This window comes from Ruegeria sp. G7 (assembly GCF_056535465.1).
Map to the genome: position 1 here is coordinate 2,508,957 of NZ_JBQFIL010000001.1, position 25,596 is coordinate 2,534,552.

Annotated in this window: 27 protein-coding genes and 1 pseudogene; 11 read left to right on the forward strand and 17 right to left on the reverse strand. The window is 59.4% G+C overall.

Annotated features, from left to right (window positions below; genetic code table 11):
• Positions 1–83 precede the first annotated feature (83 nt).
• On the reverse strand, positions 84–290 hold the full coding sequence (locus ACR3EN_RS12600) for a cold-shock protein (RefSeq protein ID WP_008758035.1): 207 nt from the start codon (positions 288–290) through the stop codon (positions 84–86).
• 213 nt (positions 291–503) lie between these two features.
• Here ACR3EN_RS12600 and ACR3EN_RS12605 point away from each other — a divergent pair, with 213 nt between their 5' ends.
• Both ACR3EN_RS12605 and ACR3EN_RS12610 read left to right on the forward strand, forming a co-directional pair.
• On the forward strand, positions 504–821 hold the full coding sequence (locus tag ACR3EN_RS12605; RefSeq protein ID WP_480821431.1) for an ArsC/Spx/MgsR family protein: 318 nt from the start codon (positions 504–506) through the stop codon (positions 819–821).
• 42 nt (positions 822–863) lie between these two features.
• Positions 864–1,232: a hypothetical protein gene (locus ACR3EN_RS12610; protein WP_480529357.1), complete on the forward strand. Its 369-nt coding sequence runs from the start codon at positions 864–866 to the stop codon at positions 1,230–1,232.
• A 1-nt stretch (position 1,233) separates the two neighbouring features.
• Here ACR3EN_RS12610 and ACR3EN_RS12615 read toward each other — a convergent pair whose 3' ends face one another.
• The 5 genes from ACR3EN_RS12615 to thrS form a co-directional block, all read right to left on the reverse strand.
• Entirely contained in the window at positions 1,234–1,761 is a 528-nt protein-coding gene (locus tag ACR3EN_RS12615; RefSeq protein WP_480529358.1) for a DoxX family protein, read from the reverse strand.
• Positions 1,758–2,519, reverse strand: a complete 762-nt coding sequence (locus ACR3EN_RS12620; RefSeq protein WP_480870871.1) for an HvfC/BufC family peptide modification chaperone — start codon at positions 2,517–2,519, stop codon at positions 1,758–1,760. The genes ACR3EN_RS12615 and ACR3EN_RS12620 overlap by 4 nt, the downstream gene beginning before the upstream one ends.
• Entirely contained in the window at positions 2,516–3,373 is an 858-nt protein-coding gene (gene bufB, locus ACR3EN_RS12625; protein ID WP_480870869.1) for an MNIO family bufferin maturase, read from the reverse strand. Before bufB ends, ACR3EN_RS12620 begins: the two co-directional genes overlap by 4 nt.
• A gap of 70 nt (positions 3,374–3,443) precedes the next feature.
• Positions 3,444–3,746, reverse strand: a complete 303-nt coding sequence (locus ACR3EN_RS12630) for a BufA1 family periplasmic bufferin-type metallophore (RefSeq protein ID WP_170683089.1) — start codon at positions 3,744–3,746, stop codon at positions 3,444–3,446.
• Between the two features lie 223 nt (positions 3,747–3,969).
• Positions 3,970–5,928, reverse strand: coding sequence for a threonine--tRNA ligase (gene thrS, locus ACR3EN_RS12635; RefSeq protein ID WP_480821439.1), 1,959 nt, complete (start codon positions 5,926–5,928; stop codon positions 3,970–3,972).
• A gap of 219 nt (positions 5,929–6,147) precedes the next feature.
• Here thrS and ACR3EN_RS12640 point away from each other — a divergent pair, with 219 nt between their 5' ends.
• From ACR3EN_RS12640 to ACR3EN_RS12655, 4 genes and pseudogenes are all read left to right on the forward strand, one after another.
• Positions 6,148–6,897, forward strand: a complete 750-nt coding sequence (locus ACR3EN_RS12640) for an alpha/beta fold hydrolase (protein ID WP_480821441.1) — start codon at positions 6,148–6,150, stop codon at positions 6,895–6,897.
• Positions 6,897–7,889: an alpha/beta hydrolase gene (locus tag ACR3EN_RS12645; protein WP_480822401.1), complete on the forward strand. Its 993-nt coding sequence runs from the start codon at positions 6,897–6,899 to the stop codon at positions 7,887–7,889. Before ACR3EN_RS12640 ends, ACR3EN_RS12645 begins: the two co-directional genes overlap by 1 nt.
• A pseudogene (locus ACR3EN_RS12650) lies at positions 7,889–8,520 on the forward strand (hypothetical protein). Before ACR3EN_RS12645 ends, ACR3EN_RS12650 begins: the two are co-directional and overlap by 1 nt.
• An 84-nt stretch (positions 8,521–8,604) precedes the next feature.
• Entirely contained in the window at positions 8,605–9,315 is a 711-nt protein-coding gene (locus tag ACR3EN_RS12655; RefSeq protein WP_480821445.1) for an alpha/beta fold hydrolase, read from the forward strand.
• On the opposite strand, the gene ACR3EN_RS12660 is transcribed toward ACR3EN_RS12655, so the two are convergent.
• Together ACR3EN_RS12660 and phaZ are read right to left on the reverse strand one after the other, a co-directional pair.
• Entirely contained in the window at positions 9,312–9,896 is a 585-nt protein-coding gene (locus ACR3EN_RS12660) for a DUF6151 family protein (protein WP_480821447.1), read from the reverse strand. The genes ACR3EN_RS12655 and ACR3EN_RS12660 overlap by 4 nt on opposite strands.
• Positions 9,893–11,167: a polyhydroxyalkanoate depolymerase gene (gene phaZ / locus ACR3EN_RS12665; protein ID WP_480821449.1), complete on the reverse strand. Its 1,275-nt coding sequence runs from the start codon at positions 11,165–11,167 to the stop codon at positions 9,893–9,895. Before phaZ ends, ACR3EN_RS12660 begins: the two co-directional genes overlap by 4 nt.
• 111 nt (positions 11,168–11,278) lie before the next feature.
• On the opposite strand from phaZ, the gene ACR3EN_RS12670 reads away from it, so the two are divergent.
• The 4 genes from ACR3EN_RS12670 (at position 11,279) to ACR3EN_RS12685 (ending at position 15,117) form a co-directional block, all read left to right on the forward strand.
• Complete coding sequence (locus ACR3EN_RS12670) at positions 11,279–13,081, forward strand: PHA/PHB synthase family protein (RefSeq protein WP_480821451.1); 1,803 nt, start codon at positions 11,279–11,281, stop codon at positions 13,079–13,081.
• Positions 13,082–13,212: 131 nt separating this feature from the next.
• Positions 13,213–13,659 carry a phasin family protein gene (locus tag ACR3EN_RS12675; RefSeq protein WP_480821453.1) on the forward strand — a complete coding sequence of 149 codons (447 nt, stop codon included), beginning with the start codon at positions 13,213–13,215 and terminating at the stop codon, positions 13,657–13,659.
• Between the two features lie 136 nt (positions 13,660–13,795).
• The gene (gene phaR / locus ACR3EN_RS12680) at positions 13,796–14,347 is read left to right on the forward strand and encodes a polyhydroxyalkanoate synthesis repressor PhaR (RefSeq protein ID WP_480821455.1); all 552 of its coding nucleotides are present in this window, start codon (positions 13,796–13,798) and stop codon (positions 14,345–14,347) included.
• 8 nt (positions 14,348–14,355) lie between these two features.
• On the forward strand, positions 14,356–15,117 hold the full coding sequence (locus tag ACR3EN_RS12685; RefSeq protein ID WP_480821457.1) for a trypsin-like serine peptidase: 762 nt from the start codon (positions 14,356–14,358) through the stop codon (positions 15,115–15,117).
• Here the strand turns inward: ACR3EN_RS12685 and ACR3EN_RS12690 are convergent.
• The 5 genes from ACR3EN_RS12690 to ACR3EN_RS12710 all read right to left on the reverse strand — a co-directional run bounded on the left by ACR3EN_RS12690 (position 15,114) and on the right by ACR3EN_RS12710 (position 21,155).
• Positions 15,114–16,313, reverse strand: a complete 1,200-nt coding sequence (locus ACR3EN_RS12690) for a DegT/DnrJ/EryC1/StrS family aminotransferase (protein ID WP_480821459.1) — start codon at positions 16,311–16,313, stop codon at positions 15,114–15,116. The genes ACR3EN_RS12685 and ACR3EN_RS12690 overlap by 4 nt on opposite strands.
• A 112-nt stretch (positions 16,314–16,425) precedes the next feature.
• Positions 16,426–17,730: an NAD(P)/FAD-dependent oxidoreductase gene (locus ACR3EN_RS12695; protein WP_480821461.1), complete on the reverse strand. Its 1,305-nt coding sequence runs from the start codon at positions 17,728–17,730 to the stop codon at positions 16,426–16,428.
• 8 nt (positions 17,731–17,738) lie between these two features.
• Positions 17,739–19,097 (reverse strand): glutamine synthetase family protein, encoded by a 1,359-nt coding sequence (locus ACR3EN_RS12700; RefSeq protein ID WP_480821463.1) that lies wholly within the window; start codon positions 19,095–19,097, stop codon positions 17,739–17,741.
• Positions 19,097–19,777 (reverse strand): type 1 glutamine amidotransferase, encoded by a 681-nt coding sequence (locus tag ACR3EN_RS12705; protein WP_480821465.1) that lies wholly within the window; start codon positions 19,775–19,777, stop codon positions 19,097–19,099. Before ACR3EN_RS12705 ends, ACR3EN_RS12700 begins: the two co-directional genes overlap by 1 nt.
• 58 nt (positions 19,778–19,835) lie before the next feature.
• Positions 19,836–21,155: a glutamine synthetase family protein gene (locus ACR3EN_RS12710; protein ID WP_480821467.1), complete on the reverse strand. Its 1,320-nt coding sequence runs from the start codon at positions 21,153–21,155 to the stop codon at positions 19,836–19,838.
• Between the two features lie 131 nt (positions 21,156–21,286).
• On the opposite strand from ACR3EN_RS12710, the gene ACR3EN_RS12715 reads away from it, so the two are divergent.
• A complete protein-coding gene (locus tag ACR3EN_RS12715; RefSeq protein WP_480821469.1) occupies positions 21,287–22,096 on the forward strand; it encodes a M90 family metallopeptidase in 810 nt (269 codons plus the stop codon).
• Here ACR3EN_RS12715 and ACR3EN_RS12720 read toward each other — a convergent pair.
• The 4 genes from ACR3EN_RS12720 to ACR3EN_RS12735 form a co-directional block, all read right to left on the reverse strand.
• Positions 22,093–22,899 (reverse strand): ABC transporter permease, encoded by an 807-nt coding sequence (locus tag ACR3EN_RS12720; RefSeq protein ID WP_480821471.1) that lies wholly within the window; start codon positions 22,897–22,899, stop codon positions 22,093–22,095. The genes ACR3EN_RS12715 and ACR3EN_RS12720 overlap by 4 nt on opposite strands.
• On the reverse strand, positions 22,896–23,783 hold the full coding sequence (locus tag ACR3EN_RS12725) for an ABC transporter permease (RefSeq protein WP_480822403.1): 888 nt from the start codon (positions 23,781–23,783) through the stop codon (positions 22,896–22,898). The genes ACR3EN_RS12720 and ACR3EN_RS12725 overlap by 4 nt, the downstream gene beginning before the upstream one ends.
• Positions 23,784–23,864: 81 nt before the next feature.
• Positions 23,865–24,614: a transporter substrate-binding domain-containing protein gene (locus tag ACR3EN_RS12730; protein WP_480821473.1), complete on the reverse strand. Its 750-nt coding sequence runs from the start codon at positions 24,612–24,614 to the stop codon at positions 23,865–23,867.
• 31 nt (positions 24,615–24,645) lie between these two features.
• On the reverse strand, positions 24,646–25,422 hold the full coding sequence (locus ACR3EN_RS12735) for an ABC transporter ATP-binding protein (protein WP_480821475.1): 777 nt from the start codon (positions 25,420–25,422) through the stop codon (positions 24,646–24,648).
• Positions 25,423–25,596 lie beyond the last annotated feature (174 nt).

Here is a 25,596-nt window from a genome sequence, read left to right on the forward strand (position 1 = left end):
CGCGTTTTGTCGGTTCTTACGGTTAACGGCCGGAAATTGGCCGCTAACCTTGTTTAACCTTCCCGCCGTTGCGGGCCTTGCTTTTAAAGCGGCTTCAAATCAGCAGCCATCTGGCGGCCATCACGTCCGTCCTGCAACTCGTACGAGACTTTCTGATTGTCAGCGAGTCCGGTCAGACCGGATCGTTCTACGGCCGAGATATGAACAAACACATCTTTGCCACCCTCGTCGGGTGCAATAAAACCATAGCCTTTGGTCGTATTAAACCATTTCACGGTGCCGGTTGGCATTTCCCGTGTCTCCTTCTACTTACACGTTGTCCCACAAATTGGTGGGGGCCGTCATGACAAGACCGCAACACATCACTGTTCGCCCACACGATACAGCCCGGATTGCGTGTTTCGTCTTTTTCAACATTGCACGGTGAAGTAAAAAATCAAGAATAACCGGGGCGGGCCTTTGGGTTTGCCTGAATTTCCAGCAAACATGGGGCCAGCCTAAATATGCGTCTATATGGGTTAAAGACCTGCGATACCTGCCGTAAGGCGTTGAAATCTCTGTCCGATGCCGAATTCGTGGACGTGCGGGCGCAGGGTGTGCCGGAAAATGTGATGGCGCAGGCGTTCGGGATTTTCGGCAAAGCCTTGCTCAACACCCGTTCGACAACCTGGCGTGGATTGGACGAGGACGCGCGCAATCGGCCGGTGCTTGAGCTGCTGGCGGATCACCCGACGCTGATGAAGCGGCCGCTGATCGAGGCGGACGGGCAGATGTATCTGGGCTGGACACCGGAAACCCGCGCAGGGCTTGGTGTTGCCTGAACGACTGCCTATGTGATTCAGGGGCAATACGGAGACCTGTTTATGCGCAACGCAGCCATGATACTCGGCGTGATCGCCGGGCTGATCGGAATGATCGTGGGATTTTTCGGCTACGGCTTTGTCGAGTTCATCGACCGCTTTGGTGAGATCGACGGCATCGCCGAGCAGGTGGACAACCCCGGCCTGATCCAGACGGCCTCGATCATGGCCCCACTGTTGGCGATTGTCGGCGGCGCGATGGCCCATGCCCGCGCGCTGGTCGGGGGTGTTTTGCTGATGATCTCGGCGGCAGGGATGTATTACGCCTTTGGCTTCGGCGTCTTTACCATGTTCCCGATCGCATTCGCGGGCGTGGCGGGTTTGCTTGGGCTCGCCGCAGGTAAACCGGACGAGCCCAAGGCGCATTTCTAGCTTACTTCAGGCGCAGCGCCCGGTCGACCGAGAGAGGGCCCGCGCCGTTGATCACGATCACCAGCAGCAGGAAGGTCCACATCGTCCGCTGATCCAGAATATTGGGTGCGGCGGTGAAGAACTCACCCAGTTGCGCGCCATGCCCGGCGACGTCCACGATGGTCTGCACCCAGATAAAGCCGATCATGCCCAGGGCCGCCAGCCGCGACAGCAGGCCTACCAGCACCAGCGCGGGCAGCAGGAATTCGGCCCAGGTTCCAGCCAGAGCAACGATCCAGTGGAAGAAGCCCAGTTGCGAGCTGTCATAGCTGACGGCCTCCATCGCTTTGGGGAAGATTTGCACATAGGCACCGTCGGACGGGAAGAGGAAGCCGAAAAACCCGCTGCCGAGTTTTGTCGAGGCTGAATTCCAGTAATAAATCAGCAGGGTTGCGGCAAAGACCAATCGGGCCAGAGTGGGTGTCAGCCAGCCGGAAACAACGTCCAGCTTCCCCAGAACATTATTGTGAATTGAGATCAGGGCAGTCATGTTTCCAGCCTTTCGATAGTCACAGAAGTTATTGCACTGCCTTGTAAAAGCAGAGCCAGAGTGGTTCCCAGGTCAAACTCGGGCGTTTCCGCCACGGTTGCCTCGAATGCGTCGCCAATGGTTTGGCCGTCCTGAATCCGCGTGATCCACGCCGCGCCGCCTGCAGGCAGCAGATGGGGTTCGGGATCGTATTCGGGGCGGGTGATCAGCACATCCTGCGCCTCGGCCTGCGGCTTGGGGGCGTCGTCTTGGGTGTTGAACCGCCAGATCGCGTGGACGGGCCAATCCGACCGCAGGACCTGCATTGCGGGGGCGAGGGCCAGCTTGGCTTGCATCAGGTCTTCGGGCGGGAGGGCCAGCGCGTCGGCCTCGATGGGCGGCGCGTCGGCGGCGTGATAGGACCGGCGCAGCGCCAGTTCCAGCCGTGCGACATCAGGCAGATAGCCCAGATGCGAGAGCTGCTGCATTCCTTGCAGAAAGGCCGGGAAGTCTTCGCCGTAGAACATCATCAACGGGGACGAGGGCGGGTGTTGGCGCAGGAAAATACCGGCCAGACCGTCCATGTTCTGCGATCCCAGCAGTTTGGTGATCACCGGAAAGGCCTGATGCATCGCTTCGGTCAGCGAGACGGCCACATTGTTGCGGTAGACGCTGAAACGACGCCCGGCGGGTTGGGCGTCGGCGTCGAGCAACCCGTCGGGGATGGGTTGGCCGGCATCCAGCAGGGCGCTGTGGAAGGTGGTCTGCGACACGCTCATGCGGGCACGCGGTCCAGTGCTTGTTGGGCGCGTTCGGCCTCGGCCCGCAGGATGGGCCAGTCGGGCACGTCGGTGTCCCATTCGACCAGCAGCGGTTTGGGGCCGGACTTGTCCAGAACATAGTCCAGCAGCGCCCAGACGGGATCGACCACCTCGCGCCCGTGGCTGTCGATCAGCAGGGGGTGGCCGTGATCGTCTTCATCCTCATCATGGCCGCCCAGATGAATTTCGCCGACCTGATCCAGCGGATAGGCGTCGATATAGCCCTGCGGCGAGAAATCCAGATTGGTGGCTGAGACAAAGACGTTGTTCACATCCAGAAGCAGGCCGCAGCCGGTGCGGCGGGCGATTTCGCGCAGGAAATCGGGCTCGGACCATGTGCTTTCCTCGAAGGCCAGATAGCTGGAGGGGTTTTCCAGCAGCATCTGCCGCCCGACAACCTCCTGTACCTGATCAATATGATCGCAGACCCGCGCCAGCGTGGCGTCGGTATAGGGCAGGGGCAGCAGATCGTTCAGAAAGTGGCTGTCATGGGTCGACCACGCCAGATGTTCCGAGAAGCTGGCGGGGTTCAGCCAGCCGACCAGATGTTTCAGGCGGGCCAGATGATCAGTGTCCAGCGGGGTTTCGCCGCCGATGGACAGGCCGACGCCGTGGACCGAAATGGGGAATTGTTCGGACAGATGGCGCAGCTGCGCCAGAGGGCGGCCACCGTCGCCCATGTAGTTTTCGGCATGAATCTCCAGCCATGCCACAGGCTTTGCCTGCTCAAGGATCTGCGAAAAATGCTGCGGTTTGTAGCCAACGCCGGGCGCTGCAGGCAACCTGTTCGATCTCAGTGCATCATCCAACATCTGCAAATCCTCTGATCATCACGAAAGGGCGGGCGAACCTGCCCGCCCTTCGCAATTCATTCGGACAACCTTATGCGGGCAGGTCGCGATCCAGCGGCTCGAGCGAGCCTTTGCGGTCCGAACCGTCTGCAGTCTTGGGCAGCTCGATATCGGCACAGGTGCCTGCGTCAACCAGGGTCCATGCGTTGCCCTGATAGTCGACGGTCGAGGTGCCCGCACAGGTGGTGCCGGGGCCTGCGGCGCAGTCGTTCTGACCGGCCAGCGACACGCCATAGCATTTCTCTTTCGCCTGGGCAGTTGCGGTGGTGGCGGCGCCCGATACGGCAGCTGCAACTGCGCTTGCGATAACAAGGGTTTTTGCGGTGTTTGACATCTCGAGTTAATCCTCTTGCTGACTGTGTCTGTCTGCTTGTGACACCAATCAAGTTAGTGGCTTGGACACCGTGTTTGAATTCACGAGCCCGTGTCTCACAAGCGCGTCAAAGATAGTCATGCCATCTTGCGCCTTAACAAACTGTTTTTGAAGGGGAAAAATAGAAATGTTTCAATCCGGCCCGGTAATTGGGGCCGGATTTCAGGCAATATGCTGCCGAATGTTACAGCAGATCCGGCGGCGTTGCCGCTTGGGAAAGCTCATTTGTTACAGAGTCAAGCGGTTGAACCTGCGTCTGTTTTTCGCCCAGACGGCGTACGCTGACGGTGCGATCTTCGACCTCGCGGTGGCCAACGGCCAAAATCACGGGCACTTTACCGACCGAGTGTTCGCGGACCTTATAGTTGATCTTTTCGTTGCGGATATCCGCCTCGGCGCGGACACCGGAGGCCTTGAGGGTCTCAACCACCTCGGCCACATAATCGTCGGCCTCAGACGTGATCGAGGCGACCACGACCTGACGCGGGGCCAGCCAGAAGGGCAGCTTGCCCGCGTGTTCCTCGATCAGGATACCAATGAAGCGTTCGAACGAGCCAAGCGTCGCGCGGTGCAGCATGACCGGGCGGTGTTTGCCGCCATCTGCGCCGATATAGGTGGCGTCCAGCCTTTCGGGCAAAACAAAGTCGACCTGGTGCGTACCACATTGCCAGTCCCGGCCAATGGCGTCAGTTAGAACAAATTCCAGCTTGGGGCCGTAGAAGGCGCCTTCGCCCGGATTTAGTTCTGGCTCGATCCCGGCTGCACGGGTGGCACTGAGCAGGGCGGCTTCGGCTTTGTCCCAGACCTCATCTGAACCCGAGCGCTTTTCAGGGCGGTCGGAGAATTTGACCGAGAAGTTCTCGAACCCGAGGTCTTTGTAGATCGCCGACAGGAAGCGAATGAACTCGGCGGTTTCAGATTCGATCTGATCTTCGGTGCAGAAGATATGGCCATCGTCCTGGGTAAAGCCGCGCACGCGCATGATGCCGTGCAGCGCGCCCGATGGCTCGTATCGGTTGCACGATCCGAATTCAGCCATGCGCAAAGGCAAGTCGCGATAGGATTTCAGGCCCTGGTTGAAAATCTGAACGTGACAGGGGCAGTTCATCGGCTTCAAGGCGTTGATTGCCTTTTCGCGGGCATGTTCTTCGTCTACTTCGACGATGAACATGTTTTCCTGATACTTGTCCCAGTGACCTGAGGCTTCCCACAGTTTGCGATCAACGACCTGCGGTGTATTGACCTCGACATATCCACCTTTGCGCTGTTGGCGACGCATGTAGTCTTGAAGTTGGGTGTAGATGGTCCAGCCATTGGGGTGCCAGAAGATTTGGCCGGGGGCTTCTTCCTGCATGTGGAACAGGTCCATCTCGCGGCCCAGCTTACGGTGGTCCCGTTTGGCGGCCTCTTCCAGCATATGCAGGTGGGCTTTCAGCTTTTCCTTGCCGGTGAATGCCACACCGTAGATGCGTTGCAGCATGGCGCGGTCACTGTCGCCGCGCCAATAGGCACCGGCGATGGACATAAGCTTGAACGCGTCACCCGGCAATTGGCCGGTGTGCTGCAGGTGCGGGCCGCGGCAGAGGTCCTGCCAGTGGCCGTGCCAATACATGCGCAGAGGTTCATCACCCGGGATGGCCTCGATCAGCTCAACCTTATAGGGCTCATTGTTGGCTTTGTAGAATTCGATCGCGCGGTCGCGATCCCAGACCTCGGTGGTCACGGGGTCGCGCTTGTTGATGATCTCTTTCATCTTCTTCTCGATGAGGCCGAGATCTTCGGGCGTGAACGGCTCTTCGCGGTCGAAGTCATAGTACCAGCCGTTTTCGATGACCGGGCCGATGGTGACCTTGGTCGCGGGCCAGATTTCCTGCACGGCGCGCGCCATGACATGGGCCAGATCGTGCCGGATCAACTCATTGGCCTGAGCCTCGTCTTTCATGGTGTGGATGGCGATCTGAGCGTCGGCGTCAATGGGCCATTGCAGGTCCCAATGCTTGCCATCGACCGTTGCAGAAATGGCCTTTTTGGCCAGCGAGGTCGATATGTCGGCGGCCACCTGCGCGGGCGTGACGCCGGCATCGTAGGATCGTGCATTGCCATCGGGGAAGGTAAGAGAGACGGATTTTGAATCCAGGGCCATGGTCTGGCTCTCCTCGTCGGTTTGGCGCCCACTGAACGCCCGGTTGCGGGTTATGTGTGTCGCGCTGCTTTGGCAGGTGGTGGTGCGCGTGTCAAGGCTTGGGGCGAGGGGCGCTGCCCCTCGCGCTCCCCGGGATATTTTTGGCCAGATGAAGGGGGATCCCGGAATTGCACTTGGGCGGGGGGCGTGCATGATATCAGGAAAGTGAAGAGGGTTTTTATGGCTGAGACAGAGTTTCTGGAGACGGTGCAGGGGCGGCGGTTGGCGTATCACAAGAGTGAGGGGGCCGGGCCGACCGTGATTTTTCTGGGCGGTTTGAAGTCGGACATGGAGGGCACCAAGGCGGTGCATCTTGAGGCCTGGGCGCGGGCGCGGGGGCAGGCGTTTTTGCGGTTTGACTATTCGGGGCATGGTGAGAGTTCTGGTGCATTCACCGATGGTTGTATCGGGGATTGGCATGAGGATGTTCTGGCGGCTGTGTCGCGGCTGACCGAGGGGCCTTTGATCGTTGTGGGGTCGTCTATGGGCGGTTGGCAGGCGTTGTTGCTGGCGCGTGTGATGCCCGAGCGCGTGGCCGGGCTGGTGACCATTGCGGCGGCGCCTGATTTTACCGAAGATGGGTATTGGGCGTCCTTTTCGGACGAGCAGAAGGCTGTTCTGGAGGCCGAAGGGCAGGTGGAGCTGCCTTCGGATTATATGGAGCCATATGTCATCACCAAGCGGATGATTGAAGATGGCCGTCAGCGTCTGGTGCTGCGCGCGCCGCTGGCGTTAGGCTTTCCGGTGCGGTTTTTGCAAGGAACAGCGGATACGGCGGTGTCGACGCAAACGGCGTTTCGGTTGCTTGAACATGCGACAGGTCCTGATATGCGTCTGCTTTTGGTCAAAGATGCCGATCACCGATTTTCGGATGGCCCGTGCCTTACTTTGATTGAGCAAGCTATCGCGGATGTGATGGGGGCGGCATGATACAGCGCTTGGGCCGGGTGCTGGGCCGTATCCTGCTGTGTCTGGTGTTGGTTGGCGGCGCAATCTACGCATTTGGGCCGCGCGAGCATGTCGACCTGCATCCGCGCTTTGATCCCCGCAAGTTCGGCGAAGGGGTGCAGGTGTATTTTGAAAGCACCGAGGCCGCTTACGATGACATTGTTCCCGGTGTGCAGAAGCGGGTGGTCTGGCAGGATGGGCATTATGAGCGCCGCACGCAGTATGCGATTTTGTACGTTCATGGGTTTTCAGCGTCGTCCGAGGAAATCCGACCCGTTCCCGACAGGATCGCTGATGCGTTGGGGGCCAACTTGGTCTACACCCGCCTGCAAGGCCATGGCAGAAGCGGAGCCGCTTTGGGAGAGGCGACCGCATCGGGGTGGATGCAGGATGTGGCTGAAGGTCTGGCTGCAGCGCGCGCGGTCGGCGATCGGGTTATCGTGATATCGACATCGACCGGGGGTACCCTGGCTGCTGCTGCGGCTTTGGACCCTGAATTGAGCCAAGATGTAGCCGCTATGATATTTGTCTCGCCGAATTTCGGTGTGAATACGAGGGCCGCCTGGGTTCCGTCCTTGCCGTGGGCGCGGAGTTGGCTGCCATTGTTGATGGGAGACGAGCGGGATGTGTCAGGGTCTGATGCGGAGCGCAGCCAATACTGGACTTTGCGTTATCCATGGGAAGCGGTGGTGCCGATGTCGGTGCTGGTCGATGTGGTTTATGCGCTGGACTTTTCGGGGGCACGGGTGCCCGCGTTGTTCTGGTTCTCGGATGACGATCAGGTGGTACGCCCCGATCTGACACATAAGGTGGCAGACGCGTGGGGCGGGCCGTCGACTGTTAGACTTGTGACCATGGGGGCGGGGGATGATCCGTCCTCGCACGTGGTTGCCGGGCGGCTGATGTCCCCGGGTCAGACCGATGCTGCGGTCTCGGGCATGCTGGAATGGCTGGCCGATCAAGGGATCGAGTGATGCGCAAACCCGGCAGTATCTGGAGTCTTGAGACGTTGGGCCGGGTGCGTCTTTCGAAGCATTTTTTCATGCGCGATTTCCTGTATTCCGAGATCGGGAATTTTCACCAGAAACAGAACATCCCCGAGAACCCCGATCTTGCGATTGAGACCGGGCGGGCGTTCTGCGAAACGCTGATGGACCCGCTGGAGGAGACCTTTGGCCGGGTTGCGGTGCGGTCGGGGTACCGCTCGCCGTCGCTGAACCGGTTCGGCAATGAGAACCGCCTGAACTGTGCCCGCAATGACAACCCGTTGGAGTGCCATATCTGGGATTGGGGGCAGGGGGAGGCGCGGGTTGCGGGGGCTTCGGTGGTGATACCGTGGTTTGCGGACCGTTATGCGGCGGGCCGGGATTGGCGCGATCTGGCGTGGTGGATGCATGATCATCTGGACTATTCCGAGATCTGGTTTTTCCTAAGCTTTGCGCGTTCAATCTGGTCTGGCGGCCAAGGCCGCGGCGCAGGATCGACAGCTACATCGCACCGCGCGGCTGTTTGTTGCGCGCGGGGGATGAGCCTGCCGAAACGCTTGCACAGCGGCGGACCCGATACGCTGATTTCCCTGCCTTTCGCGGAATTCCTTTACCGTGAATTTTGCGCTTGCTGCGTGCTGGCAAACTTCGCATCCTGAGGCAAAGCAAGAACGACTGAACCGTCGAACAAGAGGGGCCCCGCGTGATTGAGCCGCTGGTTTTTCTGCCCGGTCTGATGAGCGATGCGAGATTGTTGCGTCCGCAGATCGAAAGACTTTCTCAGGACAGGGCGGTGATGATTGCGCCGGTTTCCGGCGGAGAGCGGATCGAGGAGATCGCTTCGGGGCTGCTGGACCAACTGCCTCAGCGGTTCGCGCTTGCAGGGCATGGTTTGGGAGGGATGGTTGCGCTGGAACTTACCAGACGTGCGCCCGAGCGGATAAAGCGTTTGTGCCTGATATCGACTGACGCACAGGCAGATACACCGCATATCGCGGCGGGGCGCGAGGAATTGATTGTCGGTGCGCAAGCTGGACGGATAGATGATGTGATGCGGAGCGTGATGGGGTCAGATGCACTGGCACCCGGGCCTCAGCGTATTCCCATCTTGCACGATGTCATCCAGATGGCGAATGATCTGGGACCGGACCTTTTCACCCGGCAGATGCGGGCGTTGCAGCGGCGGCAGGATCAGCAGGCGACGTTGCGGTTGATCAAGGTGCCGACGCTGGTTTTATGCGGTGTACACGACACGCTTACACCGGTGAGGCGACAGCGCTTCATGGCGGATATGATACCCGAATCTCAGTTCCTCGCGCTGGATTGCGCAGGTCATTTGCCGACGCTGGAAGCCCCCGAGGCCGTAAACACCGCGCTGACCGAGTGGTTGCAGGTTCCGCTCAAATTGTTCTAGCGATATAGCGCGGCGCGTTGGTCTTTGGTCAGGATGGTCGGTTTGACTGTAGGTGCGGCGGTCTGCGCCAAGAAGAACTGTGAGGTTCTCCAATTGCCAGACAGGCGCGATCTGACAAAGCGGTTGAGCAAACCGAAAGCAGCATATCGCAGCATTTCATGTTTTTGTTTGCCTCCGGGTTGCGGAACAAACCCACGTGTGGTGATCGGGCCCAGTGTTGACGGATCATCGAGACGTTTGACGTCAAAACCAGCAAAAGGGAACTTGCCCGTCTGCGGGGTCGTTGCCAAAGGCGCACCACAGCACCCGGCGTACCATCGTATCATTCCCTTTGGCCCAAGTTGCATCGCGGCAAGGTGTTCGCGGCCCGACTGGATGCAAATCTCCTCGGGCGTGGTCTGAAAAATATCGACAGGTCCGGGGGCGGGATCCGGTTGTTTGAAATACAGCTGTGCGGCGCGGCAATCGTTACAAAAACAGGCCACGTGGGTACCGCGTTTGACGCCGTTTGACGTCAAATGGCCTTGCAGTGCGCCGCAGGTGCAGGAAAACGAAACCGCACCCGGGTCTGGATCACTCATGCAACTTTATTGCTGTTCGCGGCTCGGCGGCGGGGTGCCTTGCGGCTGTTTTCGTTCATGAAATCAATCACAAGCGGGCGGATGTTGTCGCGCCAGCTGCGACCCGCAAAGATGCCGTAATGGCCCGCTCCGGGTTCGACATGGCTGGCCTTCTTGCTGTCCGGCAGGCCGGTGCAAAGGTCCAGCGCTGCGATACACTGACCGGGGGCTGAGATGTCGTCATTCGCGCCCTCAACCGACTTCACAGCAACATCGGTAATTTTGCCGATATCGACTTTGTGCCCGGCAACGACGAACTCATTGCGCGCAATCTCGCGGTTCTTGAAAACCCGTTCGACCGTCGACAGGTAGAATTCAGCCGTCATGTCCATCACGGCGAGATATTCATCGTAGAATCGGTTATGCGCGTCGTGGTCCGAGGCTTCATCGCGGATCACCCGCTGAATCTGATCCGAGAATGCCTTGCTGTGTCGTTCCGCATTCATCGACATGAACGAGGCCAGCTGCAGCAAGCCGGGATAGACCATGCGGCCCACGCCCTTGTATTTGAAGCCCACACGCTGGATCATGGTTTCTTCCAGCTGGCCCATGGTCACGCGGCGGCCAAAATCGGTGACCTCGGTCGGGGTGGCGTCGGGATCGACGGGGCCGCCGATCAGGGTCAGGGTGCTGGGCTGGGCCTTGGGCTCGACCTCGGCCAGATAGGCGGTGGCGGCCAGTGTCAGCGGCGCGGGCTGGCAGACGGCGACGACATGGGTGTCGGGCCCCAGCTCTTTCATAAAATCGACAAGGTAGAGGGTGTAATCCTCGACATCGAACTTGCCTTCGGACACGGGGATATCGCGCGCGTTATGCCAATCGGTGATGTAAACTTCGCAATTGACCAGCAGGCTTTTGACGGTCGAGCGCAGCAGGGTCGCATAGTGGCCCGACATCGGTGCCACCAGCAGAACCTTGCGCGGCTGCTCTTCGCGTCCGTTGACGCGGAAATGGATCAGGTCACCGAAGGGGCGTTCCAAAACGGTCGTGATGTCGACCAGATGGTCTTTACCGTCTTCGCATGTAAAGGTGCGGATACCCCAGTCGGGCTTGACCACCATGCGCTGAAATGTGCGTTCGGTCACTTCACCCCAGGCAGCCATCCAGTTGAAGGCCGGGTTGGGCGACATAGAAAACAACGGGTAGGACGCCATGGCACTTGCGGTTGCACCAAGCCACTGGTTGGTGTTACGCATGGTTTCCATCAGGTCGTAGGTCATCATGTAGCGCATCGAATGTGCCTCCTGCGTAGTAGCCTGAGAGTTCGGACCATTCGCCGCTTTGCCCCCCGACGCCCACGACGTTATTCTGCATAGCAGCGAGATTAAGTGGGAATTGTTAAAATGACAACTACTGACGGCCAAACACCCAAGCTGACCGATGAACATATTGATCGGCTTAAGGAAAATATGGGCAAAGTCGAAGAATTGTCCAAGCGTCTGATAGAGGTCATGGCTGGCAAAACGCCGCACACCCCGGCGCTGGACGGCCCGAATCAAGAGCTTTTTGCGAAAGCAGCAACAGCGTATTGGACCGAGGCTTTTCAGGACCCGACCAAGCTGCTGCAGCATCAGATCGAGTACTGGGGAAAGTCTGTTCTGAACTTTGCCGAGGCACAGAAAGCCATGACGGGTGGTGAAACCAGCGCGCCCGAGGCTCCGTCCAAGGACAAACGGTTTTCCAACCCGATGTGGGAAACCAACCCCTATTTCCGCCTGATCCGCCAGCAGTATCAGACCAATGCCGAAGCGATCTCGCAAGCCGTTGCTTCGGTTGAGGATCTGGATACCAAGGACAAACAGCGCCTTCAGTATTTCTCGCAACAGATTATCGACATGATGGCGCCGACGAATTTTCTGGCCACCAATCCCGATGCGCTGGAAAAGGCCATCGAGACCGAGGGGCAGTCCTTGATCCAGGGGCTGGAGAACCTTGTGTCGGACCTTGAGGCCAATGATGGCGAGATGGTTGTCAGGTTGGCCGACGAAAGCGCGTTCGAGATCGGCGGCAACATCGCCACCACCCCCGGCGATGTGGTCTATCGCAACCGGATGATGGAGCTGATCCAGTACAAGCCGGTCACCGAGACGGTGCATGAAACGCCGATCGTGCTGTTCCCGCCGTGGATCAACAAGTTCTATATCCTTGACCTCAAGGCGCAGAACAGCCTGATCAAATGGGTGACCGAGCAGGGCTATACCCTGTTTGTGGTCAGCTGGGTCAATGCCGATAGCTCTCATGCCGATATCGGGATGGAGGACTATATTCAGGACGGGTTCCTGACCGCCATCGAAGAGGCCAAGAAGATCTGCAAGGTCAAGCAGGTCAACGCAGTGGGCTATTGCATCGCGGGGACGACGCTGAACCTGACCCTGTCGCTGATGAAACAACGCGGCGACAAGTCGGTGAAATCGGCGACCTTTTTCACCACGCTGACCGATTTCGGAGAGCAGGGCGAGTTCACGCCCTTCCTGCAGAACGATTTCGTCGATGGGATCGAGGATCAGGTTTCGAAAGACGGCGTGCTCAAGGCGTGGATCATCGGGCGGACCATGTCCTTCCTGCGGTCGCGCGACCTGATCTATACGCCGGCTATCCGCAACTACATGATGGGCGAAACGCCGCCCGCCTTTGATTTGTTGTATTGGAACGGGGACGGGGCCAACCTGCCGGGCCGGATGGCGATCCAGTATCTGCGCGGTCTCTGTCAGAGCAACGATTTCGTCACCGACGGGTTCGAGCTGATGGGGCACAAGCTGCATATTAAGGACGTTGACGTGCCCCTGATGGCGATCACCTGCGAGACCGACCACATCGCGGCTTGGAAAGACTGCTATCGCGGTGTGCAGCAGACGGGATCGAAATCCAAGACCTTCGTGGTCTCGGAATCGGGCCATATCGCAGGCATCGTGAACCCGCCCAGCAAGAAGAAATACGGCCATTACACCAACCCTGATATGAAGGCCGACGCTGACAGCTGGTTGAAAGAGGCCGACTTCCACGAAGGTTCATGGTGGCCGATGTGGGAGGCTTGGCTGAAGAAGCGGTCCGGCAAGCAGGTTCCGGCCCGCGATACCGGTGATTCGGACCATCCCCGTCTATGCGCAGCTCCGGGGACGTATGTTTTGGTCAAGGCAAGTCGCTGATTTCAAATTGAAACTAAAATTATTCTGCGCTGCAGCAAGAAAAAACTTGTAATGCTGCGGCGCAGCAATCATATTGTCCTCAAGCTGATGAAAACCGGGGCGGGCCCGGACAGACTAAGAGGACTAGGACAATGGCAAAGACCCAAGACTTTACCGCGACCCTGAAAGAGATGATGGGCGCATTCCCGGTTGACACGACTGCTCTGGAAGATGCATTCAAATCGACCGCTTCGCTGAACGAAAAGCTGTCGGGCGTTGCCCTGGACGCAGCTGAAAAGTCGGCTGAAATCTCGAACAAATGGACCAAGGAAACCCTGGCCAAGCTGACCGAGATGTCGAAAGCAAAAGCAGAGCCTGCTGACTACGCCAAAGCCGCAACCGACTTCGCAAGCGCGTCGGCTGAAGTTGCTGCCGAAAACATGGCTGCTTTCGCTGAAATCGCGAAAAAAGTTCAGACCGAAACCGTCGAGCTGCTGATGGCTGCTGGTAAAGACGCTGCAGAAGATGCAACCGCAGCCGTCAAGAAAGCCACCAACGAGGTGACTGCCGCTGCGAAGAAAGCTGCAGCTGCAAAGTAAAATAGGAACTGCGAAGGGCACCCATTCCTCCCAAATGGTGCAATCGCTGCGGGCAGGTCGCTTGACCTGCCCTTTCTTTTTGTTCTGCAGTCGCATAACCTCTGCTGCAACGCATCATCCTTGGGGAGGGTAAACGGTGTCAGACCAAGAAAAGCCGTTGTTGATCAAGCGCTATGCCAGCCGTCGGCTGTATAACACCGAGACCAGCGACTATGTTACGCTCGAAGATATCGCCGGTTTTATCCGCGATGGGCGCGAGGTGCAGATCATCGACCTGAAAACCGGGGACGATCTGACCCGTCAGTATCTGCTTCAAATCATTGCCGAACATGAAAGCCGGGGCGAAAACGTGCTGCCGGTGAATGTGCTGAACGATCTGGTACGCAGCTATATGGTGCCGGGCGGTGGGATGATGCCGCAATTCCTGCAAAGCTCGTTCGAGATGCTGCGCGAAAGCCAATCCAAGATGATGGAGAACATGAACGCGATGAACCCTATGTCGCAGATGCCGGGGTTCGAGGCGATGCAGGCGCAGCAACAGGCGTTTCTGAAAGCCATGACCGGCGGTCTGTCGGGCAAATGGTCCGGCCCGGATGCCGATAGCGAGACGTCCGAGCCGAAAGAAGATCTGGACGATATCAAGAAGCAACTGGCCGAGCTGCAGCAGAAACTGTCCAAGCTCAGCTGATCGCTTCGATGCGCTGGCTGGCCGCGATTGCTGCGCTGCTTTGGGGGCAGGTCGCGCTGGCGCAGGGGCAGTTCTCGGAGGTGTGGGCACCGGTGTGCACGTTGGGGCAAGATGCTTCGGCGGGGTGTGAGGATATTCGCAGCCGGGAAATTCTGGACGCTGCGGCGGTGCCCTGGCGCGCCATCGGGCGGGTCAATTTCGCCAGCCGCAGTCAGCGGTCCCATTGCACCGGGGTATTGGTATCAGATCGTCTGGTTCTGACGGCGGCGCATTGCCTTTACAACTCTGGCCGCAAACGCTGGATACCGCCTTCGAGCATTCGCTTCGCGGCAGGGTATCAACGTGGTCAGGCCGCCGCCGTTTCGACCGTCAACGCCTACCGGCTGGACCCGGCGCAGGGTGTGAACGGTGCCTTTGACAATACTGCTGATCTGGATTGGGCCGTGTTGGAGCTTGCCGACCCGGTTGGCGCAGAGGTCGGGTTTCTGGCGATCGCCGGGGAGGCGTCAGACGAAGGGTATGTTGCAGGCTACCCCGGCCTGCGCCCGCATGTCCTAAGCCGCACCGGGACCTGCACATCCGACGCGCTTGGGGCTGGTCTTTTACGTGCGATCTGCCCTGTCATGATGGGGGATTCCGGCGCCCCGCTGTTGATACAGACGCAAAATGGCCCAGCAGTGGCGGGGATATTGTCGCGCATCGCGCCGACCCCGGATGGGATCGACGCGCTGTTTTTGTCTGTTCAGGTGTTTGATTTATCGGGGACTTAGGTGCCGTAAACCGGCATCGGGCCGACGACTTCGCCGACCGAGGCCAGCAGGATATCCGCGATGATGTCCAGTTCCTCGCGCGTCAGGCGCACGGGCAGGCGCACGTCGCAGGCGGTCATCAGCATGGCGCGGGTTTGCGGCAGGTCGACCTGTTCGGGCAGGAATTGCCAGTTCCAGAAGGCGCGCGCATTGTCCTGGCTCAGGCCGAAGATCTGCACCTTGACGCCGCGCGCCTCGGCGGCGGCCGAGAAGGCCTTGATCTCATCATCGCTTAGGTCGACCAGATTGAACTGGATCGAATCCGGCGCACGGCGCTCGGGCGTCAGCGGGGCGGGTACTTCGATATAGGGTGAGCTGTTCAGCCGCTCCGCGACGTAGTCATGGTTTGCCAGCCCATCACGCACCCGGCGCGCCAGTTCAGGGATCTGAGGCCGGATCACCGCGGCGCTGAGGTTGCTCATGCGCAGGTTATAAAGCGGTAAGCGGTTCTGCCAGAGGCCAAAGGCCTGCACAAGCTCGGGCGCGTCCGCGTGTTTCTTCCAGTTGTGCTCATACGCGCCAGACATGATCACCGCGCGGGCGACCAGATCGGCATCGTCGGTGACCAGAATGCCGCCTTCGCCTGCATTGATCATCTTGTAGGACTGGAACGAGAAACAGCCCATCTTGCCGATGGTGCCGATATTGCGCCCGTGCCAGGTGGTGCCCAGCGAATGGGCCGCGTCCTCGATCACCGGGATATTGCGCGCATCGCACAGCGCCATGATCGCGTCCATGTCCGAGGTATGTCCGCGCATATGGCTGATGATGACAGCCTGCACGCCGTCCAGCTTGGCGGCGAAATCTTCCATGTCGATGCGATAGTTCTGTCCGACCTCGCAAAGCACCGGAATGCAATCCGCATGAACGATCGACGATGGTACGGCGGCGAAAGTAAAGCCCGGGATCAGCACCCGCGCATCCCGCGGCAGGTCCAGCGCCTTGAGCGACAGGAACAGGGCGGCAGAACAGGATGACACGGCCAGCGCATATTTGCTGCCCAACAGCGCAGCGAATTCGGCCTCAAGCAGGGCGACCGGCGCATCCTGCGGCGCGGTATAGCGGAACAGATCGCCGGATTGCATCAGGGCGTCGATGGCGTCTCGTGCGGCGGCGGGGATGGGTTCGGCGTCATGGACGTTGGGTACAAGCGTCATATTTGGATTTCCCGAATTTTACCTTTGGGAAACATAAAGTCATAAAATGCCCACGCCAAGACCTGTTTCGCCAAATTGGCGAAATTTCACCAAACTGTCGTGATCTGAGGGATCAGAGGCCCAGCCGGTCGCGCAAGGCGAACCACGTCATCGCCAGCACCAGCAGGGGGCTGCGCAGGGCGGGGCCGCCGGGGAAGGGCAGGGCGGGCACGCGAGCCATGGTGTCAAAGCCCTCGGCCTGGCCTTGAATTGCCAGCGCCATCAACTGTCCGGCGTGGGTTGCGGTGCCCACACCGTGGCCGGAATAGCCTGAGGCCGACAGGATGTTCGGGGCAATGCGCGTCAGATAGGGCATCCGCCGCATCGTAATCGCCAGCGTACCGCCCCAGGCATAGTCGATCCGGGCGTCGCGCAGATGAGGGAAGATCTCGGTCATTGGTTTTCGAACCTTGGCGGCGATGTCGGCGGGGAAGCGATAGCCATAGCTTTCGCCACCGCCAAACAGCAGGCGATTGTCGGCGCTGAGGCGAAAGTAATTCACCACGAATTTGGTATCGGCCACCGCCACGTCGCGCGTCAGAACGCGGGCGGAATCTGTGCCCAAAGGCTCGGTCGCGGCGATGAAATTGTTGATCGGCATGACCCGCGCCGCAACCTTGCTGTTCAGCCCGCCCAGATATCCGTTGCAGGCCAGAATAAGGTGATCGGCACTCACGTTGCCCTGAGCGGTTTGGACGATGGCGGGCGCGGAGTCTTCGACCCCCGTTACCTCGGTGCTTTCAAAGATGCGCACACCCGCTTTGGCCGCCGCTTGCGCCAGACCCAAAGCGTAGTTCAGCGGATGCAGATGCGCCGCGCCTTTGTCCAGATACCCTCCGCGATAGGTCGGCGAAGGACAGAGCGCATGGCCCGCGCCTTCGTCCAGAAGCTCCATCTGGTCATAGCCGTAACGATCCGAGAGATGCGCCGCGTGGTCGTGAAGCTCTTGCTGTTCACTGCTACTTAGCCCCAGGACAGCGACGCCGGGTTTCAGATCGCAGTTGATCTGGTGTTTGGCGATCAGAGATTTCACCAGAACCTTGGCGTCCTCGGCCAAATCCCACAGCTTGGCGGCGTCATCATCCCCGACCAGCCGTTCGAGGTCTTCCTGATCCATCCGTTGTGCGCTGCCCAACTGGCCGCCGTTGCGGCCTGATGCACCAAAGCCCACGCGATGCGCCTCGAGCAGAACCACATCGAACCCGGCCTCGGCCAGATGTAAGGCGGCAGACAGGCCCGTGTATCCGCCGCCGACCACACAGACGTCGGCCTTTACGTCCCCAGTAAGCGCGGGAAAGCGATCAATGGTGTTGGCCGTCGCGGCGTACCAGCTGGCCGGAAATTCGGCCTTGCGGTCATTGGCATGGAGCAGGTTCATCGCTTGGCTCAAACGTTCATCAGCAGATGCTCACGCTCCCACGGAGAAATCACCTGCAGGAATTCCTCATACTCTGCTCGTTTCACGATGCCATAGACGCGGGCGAATTCGGGGCCGAGAACCTCGTGCAGCGCAGTGGCCTCGTCGAACAGGTCCAGCGCGTTGCCCATGACCTGCGGAATATCGCCATCGCCCTCATAAGCGTCGCCGTAGAACTGACGGCGCGGGCGTTCCTGTTGGGTCAGGCCAAGATAACCGCAGGCCAGCGAAAGCGCGATACCGAGATAAGGGTTGCAGTCCATGCCTGCGATACGGTTTTCCACTCGTCGGGCCTCGGGGCCCGACAGCGGCACGCGGATGCCGGTGGTGCGATTGTCGCGCGCCCACTCCAGATTGATCGGCGCGGCGTGGTCCTTCACATAGCGCCGATAGGAGTTCACATAGGGCGCCATCACCGCCAGACCCGCCGGAAGGTGGTTCTGCAGCCCCGCAATGAAGTGGTAGAACGCATCGGTTTCCCCCCCTTGCGGACCCGAGAAGATATTCTGACCGCTCTCGATATCTATGATCGAATGATGGATATGCATGGCCGAGCCCGGCTCATCCTCGATCGGTTTGGCCATGAATGTGGCGAAACAGTTGTGGCGCAGGGCGGCCTCGCGGATCAGGCGTTTGAAATAGAACACTTCATCCGCCAGCTTCACGGGATTGCCGTGGCGCAGATTGATTTCAAGCTGGCCTGCGCCGCCTTCTTGGGTAATGCCGTCGATCTCGAACCCCTGATGTTCGGCGAAGTCATAAATGTCGTCGATCACCGGCCCGAACTCGTCCACGGCTGTCATCGAATAGGCCTGCCGCGCCGCCGCCGGACGGCCTGAGCGGCCCATCATCGGCTTGATCTCTTGTGCGGGATCGACATTCGGGGCGACCAGAAAGAACTCCATCTCAGGGGCAACAACGGGCTTCCAGCCTTTGTCGTGGTAGAGTTGCACAACGCGTTTCAGCACATTGCGCGGGCTGAACGGGATCGGTTTGTCGTCGCGGTCATAGGCGTCATGGATTACCTGCAACGTCCAGTCGCCCGTCCACGGTGCGGCGGATGCGGTCGTGAAATCTGGCTTTAGGATCATGTCGCGTTCGATGAACCCGTCTTCACCCGCAGCCTCTCCCCAATCGCCGGTGATGGTCTGATAGAAGATACTGTCGGGCAGGTGGAAATAGGTCTGTTTGGCGAATTTCGACGCAGGCACCGCCTTGCCGCGGGCAATGCCGGGAAGGTCCGAGATGATGCACTCGACCTCATCCAACCGCTGGCCGTCGATATAGGTTCGTGCCGCCTGGGGCAGCTCATCTTTCCAATCGGCCATCAGGCCCTCTCTTTCTTCAGGAACTCTGCCATGTAGCGCCCGATTTCGCGATTGTCGTCGGCGCCATCGCTGCGGTTGGCAGCGGCCTGCATCAACGCATCGGGAACCACGCCTTTGCCGCGGGTGTCCATCAGGCCCCTAATAAACTCGTTGCCGTATTCCGGGTGCGCCTGCACTGTCCAGATGGTGTCGCCATAGGCAATCATGGCATTCTGGCAGAAGTCATTCCGACCAATCACTTTGGCCCCGTCGGGGACCTCGACAACCTGATCCTGGTGCCAGGCGTTCAGTGTTACGGTCTTACCCTCGAATGCATAATCCGTACGTCCAACCGCCCAGCCGCCTTTGAACTTTTCCACTTTTCCGCCAAGGGCTTGGGCGATGATTTGATGTCCAAAACAGACACCGATCAGCGGGTTTCCGGTGTCCCGAATATCGCGAATCAGATGTTCCAGCCTTGTGATCCACGGATAATCTTCATACGCGCCGAAGCGCGACCCGGTGATCACCCACCCATCAGCGTCCTGTGCGCTGTCGGGGAACTCGTCGTCAACAACGTTGAAGGTCTGAAACTCGAAATCGTTGCCGTCCAGCAGGGTGCGAAACATGCCGTCATACTCTCCGAACTGATCATGCAATTCGTCGGGCGGATGGCCGGTTACGAGGATACCGATTTTCATGGGTCACCAAATTTGATCAAATTTATTCTATCGAAGCCCACAGGGTCGGGCAAGGGGATCATACAGCCTCAAGGTAGCTGAGCCAGTGCGTCTCGGGTGCGTGATCCGCGAAACGTGCGATTTCCTGTCGTTTGGTCATGGCCATATTGCGGATCAACGCGTCCGGAAAGACACGCGCAACCAGCGGATCGGTCTCGAAGGCGGTAATCGCCGACGGCCAGTCGGCGGCCAGTTGAGGTAATCCGTCGATCTCATAGGCATTGCCCGAGATCGGTGCGGGCGGTTGCATCGCATCCTCGATCCCGACCCACGCCGCCCCCAAAACAGCGGCGAGCATCAGGTAGGGATTGATATCCCCGCCAGCGACGCGATGTTCGATCCGCCGTGCTGCCGGGGCTCCGCCCGGAATGCGCAGGGCGGCGGTGCGGTTCTCATAGGCCCAGCTTGCGCCGGTGGGCGCATGGGCCCCCGGCACAAGCCGCGTGTAAGAGTTGCCATGGGGCGCAAACACCAGAGTCGATCCCGGCATCGCCGAAAGACACCCCGCGACCGCTGAAAGCAGCGTTTGCGTACCCTCGGGGCCGCCATTGTCAAAGACGTTTTTCCCGTCAGAGTCCACAATCGAGAAATGAACGTGCATTCCGTTGCCCGCATCTTCTGCGTAAGGTTTGGCCATGAAGGTCGCGGTAAAGCCATGTTTGCGCGCAATGCCGCGTGTTAATGCCTTGAAAAGCCAAGTGTCATCGGCGCAGCGCAGGGCCTCCTGATGGTTCAGATTGATCTCGAACTGACCAATGCCGCTTTCGGAAATAGCCGTCTGCGCGGGGATGCCCATAGCTTCGCAGCCATCATAAAGCTCGGTAAAAAAGGTATCGAATGCGTCCATCTCGGCCATGGACAGCACCGCTTCACCCCGCAATCTGCGCCCGGTCACGGGGTTTAGCGGAGGCTGCGGCGCGGAAGCCGATGAGTCAAGCAGCGTGAATTCAAGCTCGGTGGCGGCGATCACGGACCAGCCCCGCGTGGCATAGCGGTTCAGCACAGCCGACAACGCATGGCGCGGATCGCCCGCAAATGCTGTGCCATGGTCGTCGTAAAGGCACATCGGCACCAGCGCGGTCGGCGTATCAAGCCACGGCATCGGCACCGGCCCGCGTTCGGTCGGGCGCAGAACGCCATCGGCATCGCCGCTTTCGAATACCAGCGGGCTGTCGGCGATATCCGCGCCCCAAAGATCGACATTCAGCGCCGAAAACGGCATCCGAACCGCGCCCTGATCCAGCTTGGCGGCGTAAGAGGGCGGCACGCGTTTGCCGCGCATCTGGCCATTCAGATCACATGCCGCAACGCGGAAGGTGTGCAGGGCGCTCAGGTCCATCTTAGGCTCCGTTGGTCGGTTTCCCGCAGGTTTAAAGGAGGGGAGATACCTTGTCACTAAATTTGATCAAATTGGTATGGGTGTTCGGCAGGTGATTGTACCCGCGCAGTCGAGTCTTGTAGTCTTCAGGTATGTTTGCGTTCCTGACCATAGTCTTCCTGATCGCCGCCGGGCTGGCCTATTACCTCTGGTCCAAGCGGCAAGCGCGCCAGACACTGCTGGCAACGCCGCTCAGCGCGCGTCAGCGTGAAATCATCGACAATCAGGTGCCAATCATCCGGCGCTTGCCGCCCGCTCTGCGCCAACATCTGGACGGCAAGGTAAACCTGTTCCTGGATCAGGTACGCTTTTACGGGTGTGACGGACTGGACGTGACCGAAGAGATGGAGCTGTCGATCGCGGCACAGGCTTGTTTGCTCGTGGTCAACAGCGACCTTTGGTACGAGAATCTGACAACGATCCTGATCTATCCCGATGCCTTCAAGTCAAAGCAGCAGCGGCGCTCGGGCTATGTTGTGTCCGAGAAAGAGATCGTTCGGACCGGTGAGAGCTGGGATCGCGGACCCGTGATCCTGTCTTGGGCGCACAGCCAGCAGGGCGCGCTGGACGATCATGATGGGCACAACGTCGTGCTGCACGAGTTCGCGCACCAAATCGACGATCTGTCCGGGGGCACCAATGGTGTGCCAATCCTGAGCGAAGGGCAGAGCTTTGCCGAGTGGGAGCAGGTATTCCTGACCGCCTACGACCACCACGTCCAGGCCGTTGAAAGTGGACGCCGCACCGTCATCGATCCCTATGGGGCGACCGGGCACGAGGAGTTCTTTGCAGTTTCAGTCGAGGTGTTCTTTGAGCGCCCCCGCGCGCTGCAGCACGAGGTGCCGCAGGTGTACGAGCAGCTTGCCAAGTTGTTTCGGCTGAACCCTGTCGATTGGGATTAGCGCGCGAGGTTTAATCGGAAACGCATTTTGGTTTTGCGTGCCTCAGGCAGGTGCCTGTTCAGGCGTTTGTTGACCATGCCAAAGCCCCAGACGATGACCAGCGTCAGCAGGATGAAATAGAACGCCAATATCGGATAGGGGACAAACGGGTTGAATGTCTTGTCCGCGAAGTAGCTGGCGTAATACAGCGCGTCGCCGCGTTGTTGCCAGGCTGGAAAGGCCGAGAAGAAGACAAGCGTCGTGGCATGGAACAGAAAGATCGCCTCGTTGGTGTAGGCGGGCCAGGCCAGCCGCAGCATGGTTGGCCAGATGATGCGGCGGAACCGCGCCCACCCGGACATGCCGTAGGCATCTGCCGCTTCGATGTCGCCCTTGGGGATCGAGCGTAGAGCACCATAGAAGATTTCGCCGGAGTAGGCGGCGGTATTCAAGAACAGAACGATCAGTGCGCCCAGCCATGCCGACGTGAACGCGTCGAACATGGGATAGGTCTTTTTGAGAGACAGGAAAAAGAAGTAGGCAAAGAAGAACTGGATGAACAGCGGCGAGCCCCGGAACAGGAAGATGAACCACTCGGACGGCTTGCGCAGCCATTTATTGGCAGATGCCTTCCCGACGGCCAGCGCGGTGGCCAGAAAGAAACCCGTCGCCAGCGCCATCAGGCCGAAATAGACATTCCAGATCATGCCCGAGCCGATCAGGGTGAATTGCTCGCACAAGGTAAAGTCGTTCCGTGGCAACAGGCGCTCACCAAAGCCGATGGAGCGCAGGCCATAGTCCTGAATGGTCTGGAGGCAGCTCATGCGGTCGTCTCCTTGCGCAGCAGCTCTCCGCCGGATGTGGCCTGACCGTGGGACAGGCGGCGCATCAGTCTCTCAAGCCCGATCTCGGACACGCGGGTCATGCCGAGATAGAAGATCAGCAGGGCGAGGAAATACCACATGCGCCAGTCGCCATGGGGATAGTCGGTAAAGCGGGATGTCTTGGTACCGCCCAGTTCGCGGGCCCAATAGACGATGTCTTCGATGCCCAGCAGGAACAGCAGCGGGGTTGCCTTGATCAGTACCATCCACAGGTTGGAAAGTCCGGGCAAGGCGTAGACCCACATCTGCGGCACGAGGATGCGCCAGAAGGTCTGGCGGCGGGTCATGCCATAGGCCTCGGCCGTTTCCAGTTGCGCATGAGGCACGGCGCGCATGCCGCCGAACAGGACGTTGGCGGCGAACGCTCCGAACACGATCGAGAAAGTGATGACCGCCAGGAAAAAGCCATAGGTCTCGTGCATCCATTCAGGTGCGCTGCCCAGAGGCAGCTTTGCGGCCTGACAGACGATGAAATCGTTGCCCTGCCGGATCGGGTCGGTCCATTCCGGGCACAGGACCTTATGGCGCAGCCATTCGAACCCCTGATCCAGTGCGATCACGAAGAACAGGAAAAACGCGATATCGGGAACGCCGCGCACGATGGCGATATAGGCTTTGCCCAACCAGCTGAGCGGCGGGAAATGCGACCGCGCTGCCATCGCCCCGGCAAAGCCGAAGCTGAGTGCGACGGGCGCCGTGACGGCCAGCAGGCCCAGCACTTTGAGGAAAGACAGGTAGAACGACCAGTGGACGCCATTGGTCAGATAGCACGAGAACCAGCGGAACGTGCCCAGCGTGTCAGGATCAGCGCAATACGAGAACATAGGCGTCTTTCGAACGTCTGGCCCGGTCTCAGGTCCGGGCATGTCCGGCGCGCTGACGCGCCGGACCGTTGGTCGGAGGGCTTAGTTGGTTACAACCGAGCCGTCAGCGTTGTAGGTCGGAACGCCTTCGCCGAACCATTTCACGATCAACTCGTTCAGCGAGCCGTCCGCTTTCATCGAGGTGATGGCTTCGTCGAACTTGCCGCGCAGTTCTGCGTCGGATTCGCGGATGCCAAGGCCGATGCCGCCGCCCAGCGGCACGTCATCGCCCACAAAGACCAGCTCACCGCCCGATTCTTCGACGATCGGAACCAGGAAGTCCTTGTCGGCGAAAACGGCATCAGCTTCGCCGTTGCGCACGGCTGCGATAGTCTCTTCCGGGGTTGCGAATTCGACCAGAGTTGCGCCGGACTCGGCCACGTGGCCAGCCTGAATGGTCGCGGTCTGCGCCGCGACGATACCGCCGGACACGTCTACACCATCTGCCGCACCAACATAGGCAGAAGCCGCTGGCGGGAAGTAGTTCTGGGTGAAGTCGATGACCTCATCACGCTCGTCGGTGATCGACATGCCCGCGATGATGGTATCGTAGTTGCCCGAAACGAGGTTCGGAATGATCGAATCCCAGTCGTTCTTGACCCATTCGCAGTCCAGATTGGCGCGCTTGCACAGCTCGTCGCCAACTTCACGCTCGAAGCCGTCGATCTCGCCGGCGTCATTGATGAAGTTGTACGGAGGGTAGGCACCCTCGGTCCCCATGCGAACGGTGTCGGCCATGGCGATACCGGCGGTCAGCGCCAGTGCTGCAGTGGTCAGAATCAGGTTTTTCATTGTTACTCCCCTTATTGGTTCTGTCCGTTGATTATGCCGCCTGAGTGGCGGAGAGAAAGCCCTGAAGCCGTTCGGATTCAGGGGCAGTGAAAATATCTTCGGGCGTGCCTTCTTCTTCGATCAGGCCCTGATGCAGGAACACGACATGGCTGGAGATATCTGCCGCCATTTTCATGTCGTGTGTCACAATGATCATGGTGCGGCCTTCGGCGGCCAGATCCTTGATGACCTTGATGACTTCCTGCTCCAGCTCGGGATCCAGCGCCGAGGTGGGTTCATCAAACAGCAGTGCTTCGGGTTCCATGCAGAGCCCGCGCGCGATCGCGGCACGCTGTTGCTGGCCGCCCGACAGCTGCGCCGGATAGACGTCGCATTTGTCGCCGATACCAACCTTCTCCAGATATTTGCGGGCGCTGTCCTCGACCTCGGCCTTGTCGCGGCCCAGCACGGTGACGGGGGCCTCCATCACGTTTTGCAGGATGGTCATATGGGCCCACAGATTGAACTGCTGAAACACCATCGACAGGTTGGTCCGGATTCGCAGCACCTGTTTGGCATCTGCCGGACGGCGATTATGCTGGCTGCCGGTCCACTGAACAGGCTCACCCTTGAAGATGATCTCGCCCTGTTGGCTGTCTTCCAGCAGATTGCAGCAGCGCAGAAGGGTGGATTTCCCGGACCCGGACGAGCCGATCAAAGACACCACGTCGCCGCGATGGGCGGTAATGTCCACTCCCTTGAGCACCTCGAGATGTCCGAAGCTTTTATGCAGGTTCTTGATCTCGATGACGGGAGCGGTTTCTGTCACGGGCGGTCCAGCTGTTGTGAGTATCTTTGGTGCGGTACTAGGGCCGAAAAATCGGGCCAATGCAATGCGCAAATGACAAATTCAGGCGGCGAAATTGCCAAAATGACCAGGTGCTCTGGCCAGAATCGCCAGTTTATCGTTTCGGTTGTATTGGGCACCGTGCACTGTGCGGTT

What these genes read in the sequence shown, in the direction of transcription:
- ACR3EN_RS12600 (WP_008758035.1), bottom strand. Translation starts at nt 290, where the DNA reads ATGCCAACCGGCACCGTGAAATGGTTTAATACGACCAAAGGCTATGGT.
- ACR3EN_RS12605 (WP_480821431.1), top strand. Translation starts at nt 504, where the DNA reads ATGCGTCTATATGGGTTAAAGACCTGCGATACCTGCCGTAAGGCGTTG.
- ACR3EN_RS12610 (WP_480529357.1), top strand. Translation starts at nt 864, where the DNA reads ATGCGCAACGCAGCCATGATACTCGGCGTGATCGCCGGGCTGATCGGA.
- ACR3EN_RS12615 (WP_480529358.1), bottom strand. Translation starts at nt 1,761, where the DNA reads ATGACTGCCCTGATCTCAATTCACAATAATGTTCTGGGGAAGCTGGAC.
- ACR3EN_RS12620 (WP_480870871.1), bottom strand. Translation starts at nt 2,519, where the DNA reads ATGAGCGTGTCGCAGACCACCTTCCACAGCGCCCTGCTGGATGCCGGC.
- bufB (WP_480870869.1), bottom strand. Translation starts at nt 3,373, where the DNA reads ATGTTGGATGATGCACTGAGATCGAACAGGTTGCCTGCAGCGCCCGGC.
- ACR3EN_RS12630 (WP_170683089.1), bottom strand. Translation starts at nt 3,746, where the DNA reads ATGTCAAACACCGCAAAAACCCTTGTTATCGCAAGCGCAGTTGCAGCT.
- thrS (WP_480821439.1), bottom strand. Translation starts at nt 5,928, where the DNA reads ATGGCCCTGGATTCAAAATCCGTCTCTCTTACCTTCCCCGATGGCAAT.
- ACR3EN_RS12640 (WP_480821441.1), top strand. Translation starts at nt 6,148, where the DNA reads ATGGCTGAGACAGAGTTTCTGGAGACGGTGCAGGGGCGGCGGTTGGCG.
- ACR3EN_RS12660 (WP_480821447.1), bottom strand. Translation starts at nt 9,896, where the DNA reads ATGAGTGATCCAGACCCGGGTGCGGTTTCGTTTTCCTGCACCTGCGGC.
- phaZ (WP_480821449.1), bottom strand. Translation starts at nt 11,167, where the DNA reads ATGCGCTACATGATGACCTACGACCTGATGGAAACCATGCGTAACACC.
- ACR3EN_RS12670 (WP_480821451.1), top strand. Translation starts at nt 11,279, where the DNA reads ATGACAACTACTGACGGCCAAACACCCAAGCTGACCGATGAACATATT.
- ACR3EN_RS12675 (WP_480821453.1), top strand. Translation starts at nt 13,213, where the DNA reads ATGGCAAAGACCCAAGACTTTACCGCGACCCTGAAAGAGATGATGGGC.
- ACR3EN_RS12685 (WP_480821457.1), top strand. Translation starts at nt 14,356, where the DNA reads ATGCGCTGGCTGGCCGCGATTGCTGCGCTGCTTTGGGGGCAGGTCGCG.
- ACR3EN_RS12690 (WP_480821459.1), bottom strand. Translation starts at nt 16,313, where the DNA reads ATGACGCTTGTACCCAACGTCCATGACGCCGAACCCATCCCCGCCGCC.
- ACR3EN_RS12695 (WP_480821461.1), bottom strand. Translation starts at nt 17,730, where the DNA reads ATGAACCTGCTCCATGCCAATGACCGCAAGGCCGAATTTCCGGCCAGC.
- ACR3EN_RS12700 (WP_480821463.1), bottom strand. Translation starts at nt 19,097, where the DNA reads ATGGCCGATTGGAAAGATGAGCTGCCCCAGGCGGCACGAACCTATATC.
- ACR3EN_RS12705 (WP_480821465.1), bottom strand. Translation starts at nt 19,777, where the DNA reads ATGAAAATCGGTATCCTCGTAACCGGCCATCCGCCCGACGAATTGCAT.
- ACR3EN_RS12710 (WP_480821467.1), bottom strand. Translation starts at nt 21,155, where the DNA reads ATGGACCTGAGCGCCCTGCACACCTTCCGCGTTGCGGCATGTGATCTG.
- ACR3EN_RS12715 (WP_480821469.1), top strand. Translation starts at nt 21,287, where the DNA reads ATGTTTGCGTTCCTGACCATAGTCTTCCTGATCGCCGCCGGGCTGGCC.
- ACR3EN_RS12720 (WP_480821471.1), bottom strand. Translation starts at nt 22,899, where the DNA reads ATGAGCTGCCTCCAGACCATTCAGGACTATGGCCTGCGCTCCATCGGC.
- ACR3EN_RS12725 (WP_480822403.1), bottom strand. Translation starts at nt 23,783, where the DNA reads ATGTTCTCGTATTGCGCTGATCCTGACACGCTGGGCACGTTCCGCTGG.
- ACR3EN_RS12730 (WP_480821473.1), bottom strand. Translation starts at nt 24,614, where the DNA reads ATGAAAAACCTGATTCTGACCACTGCAGCACTGGCGCTGACCGCCGGT.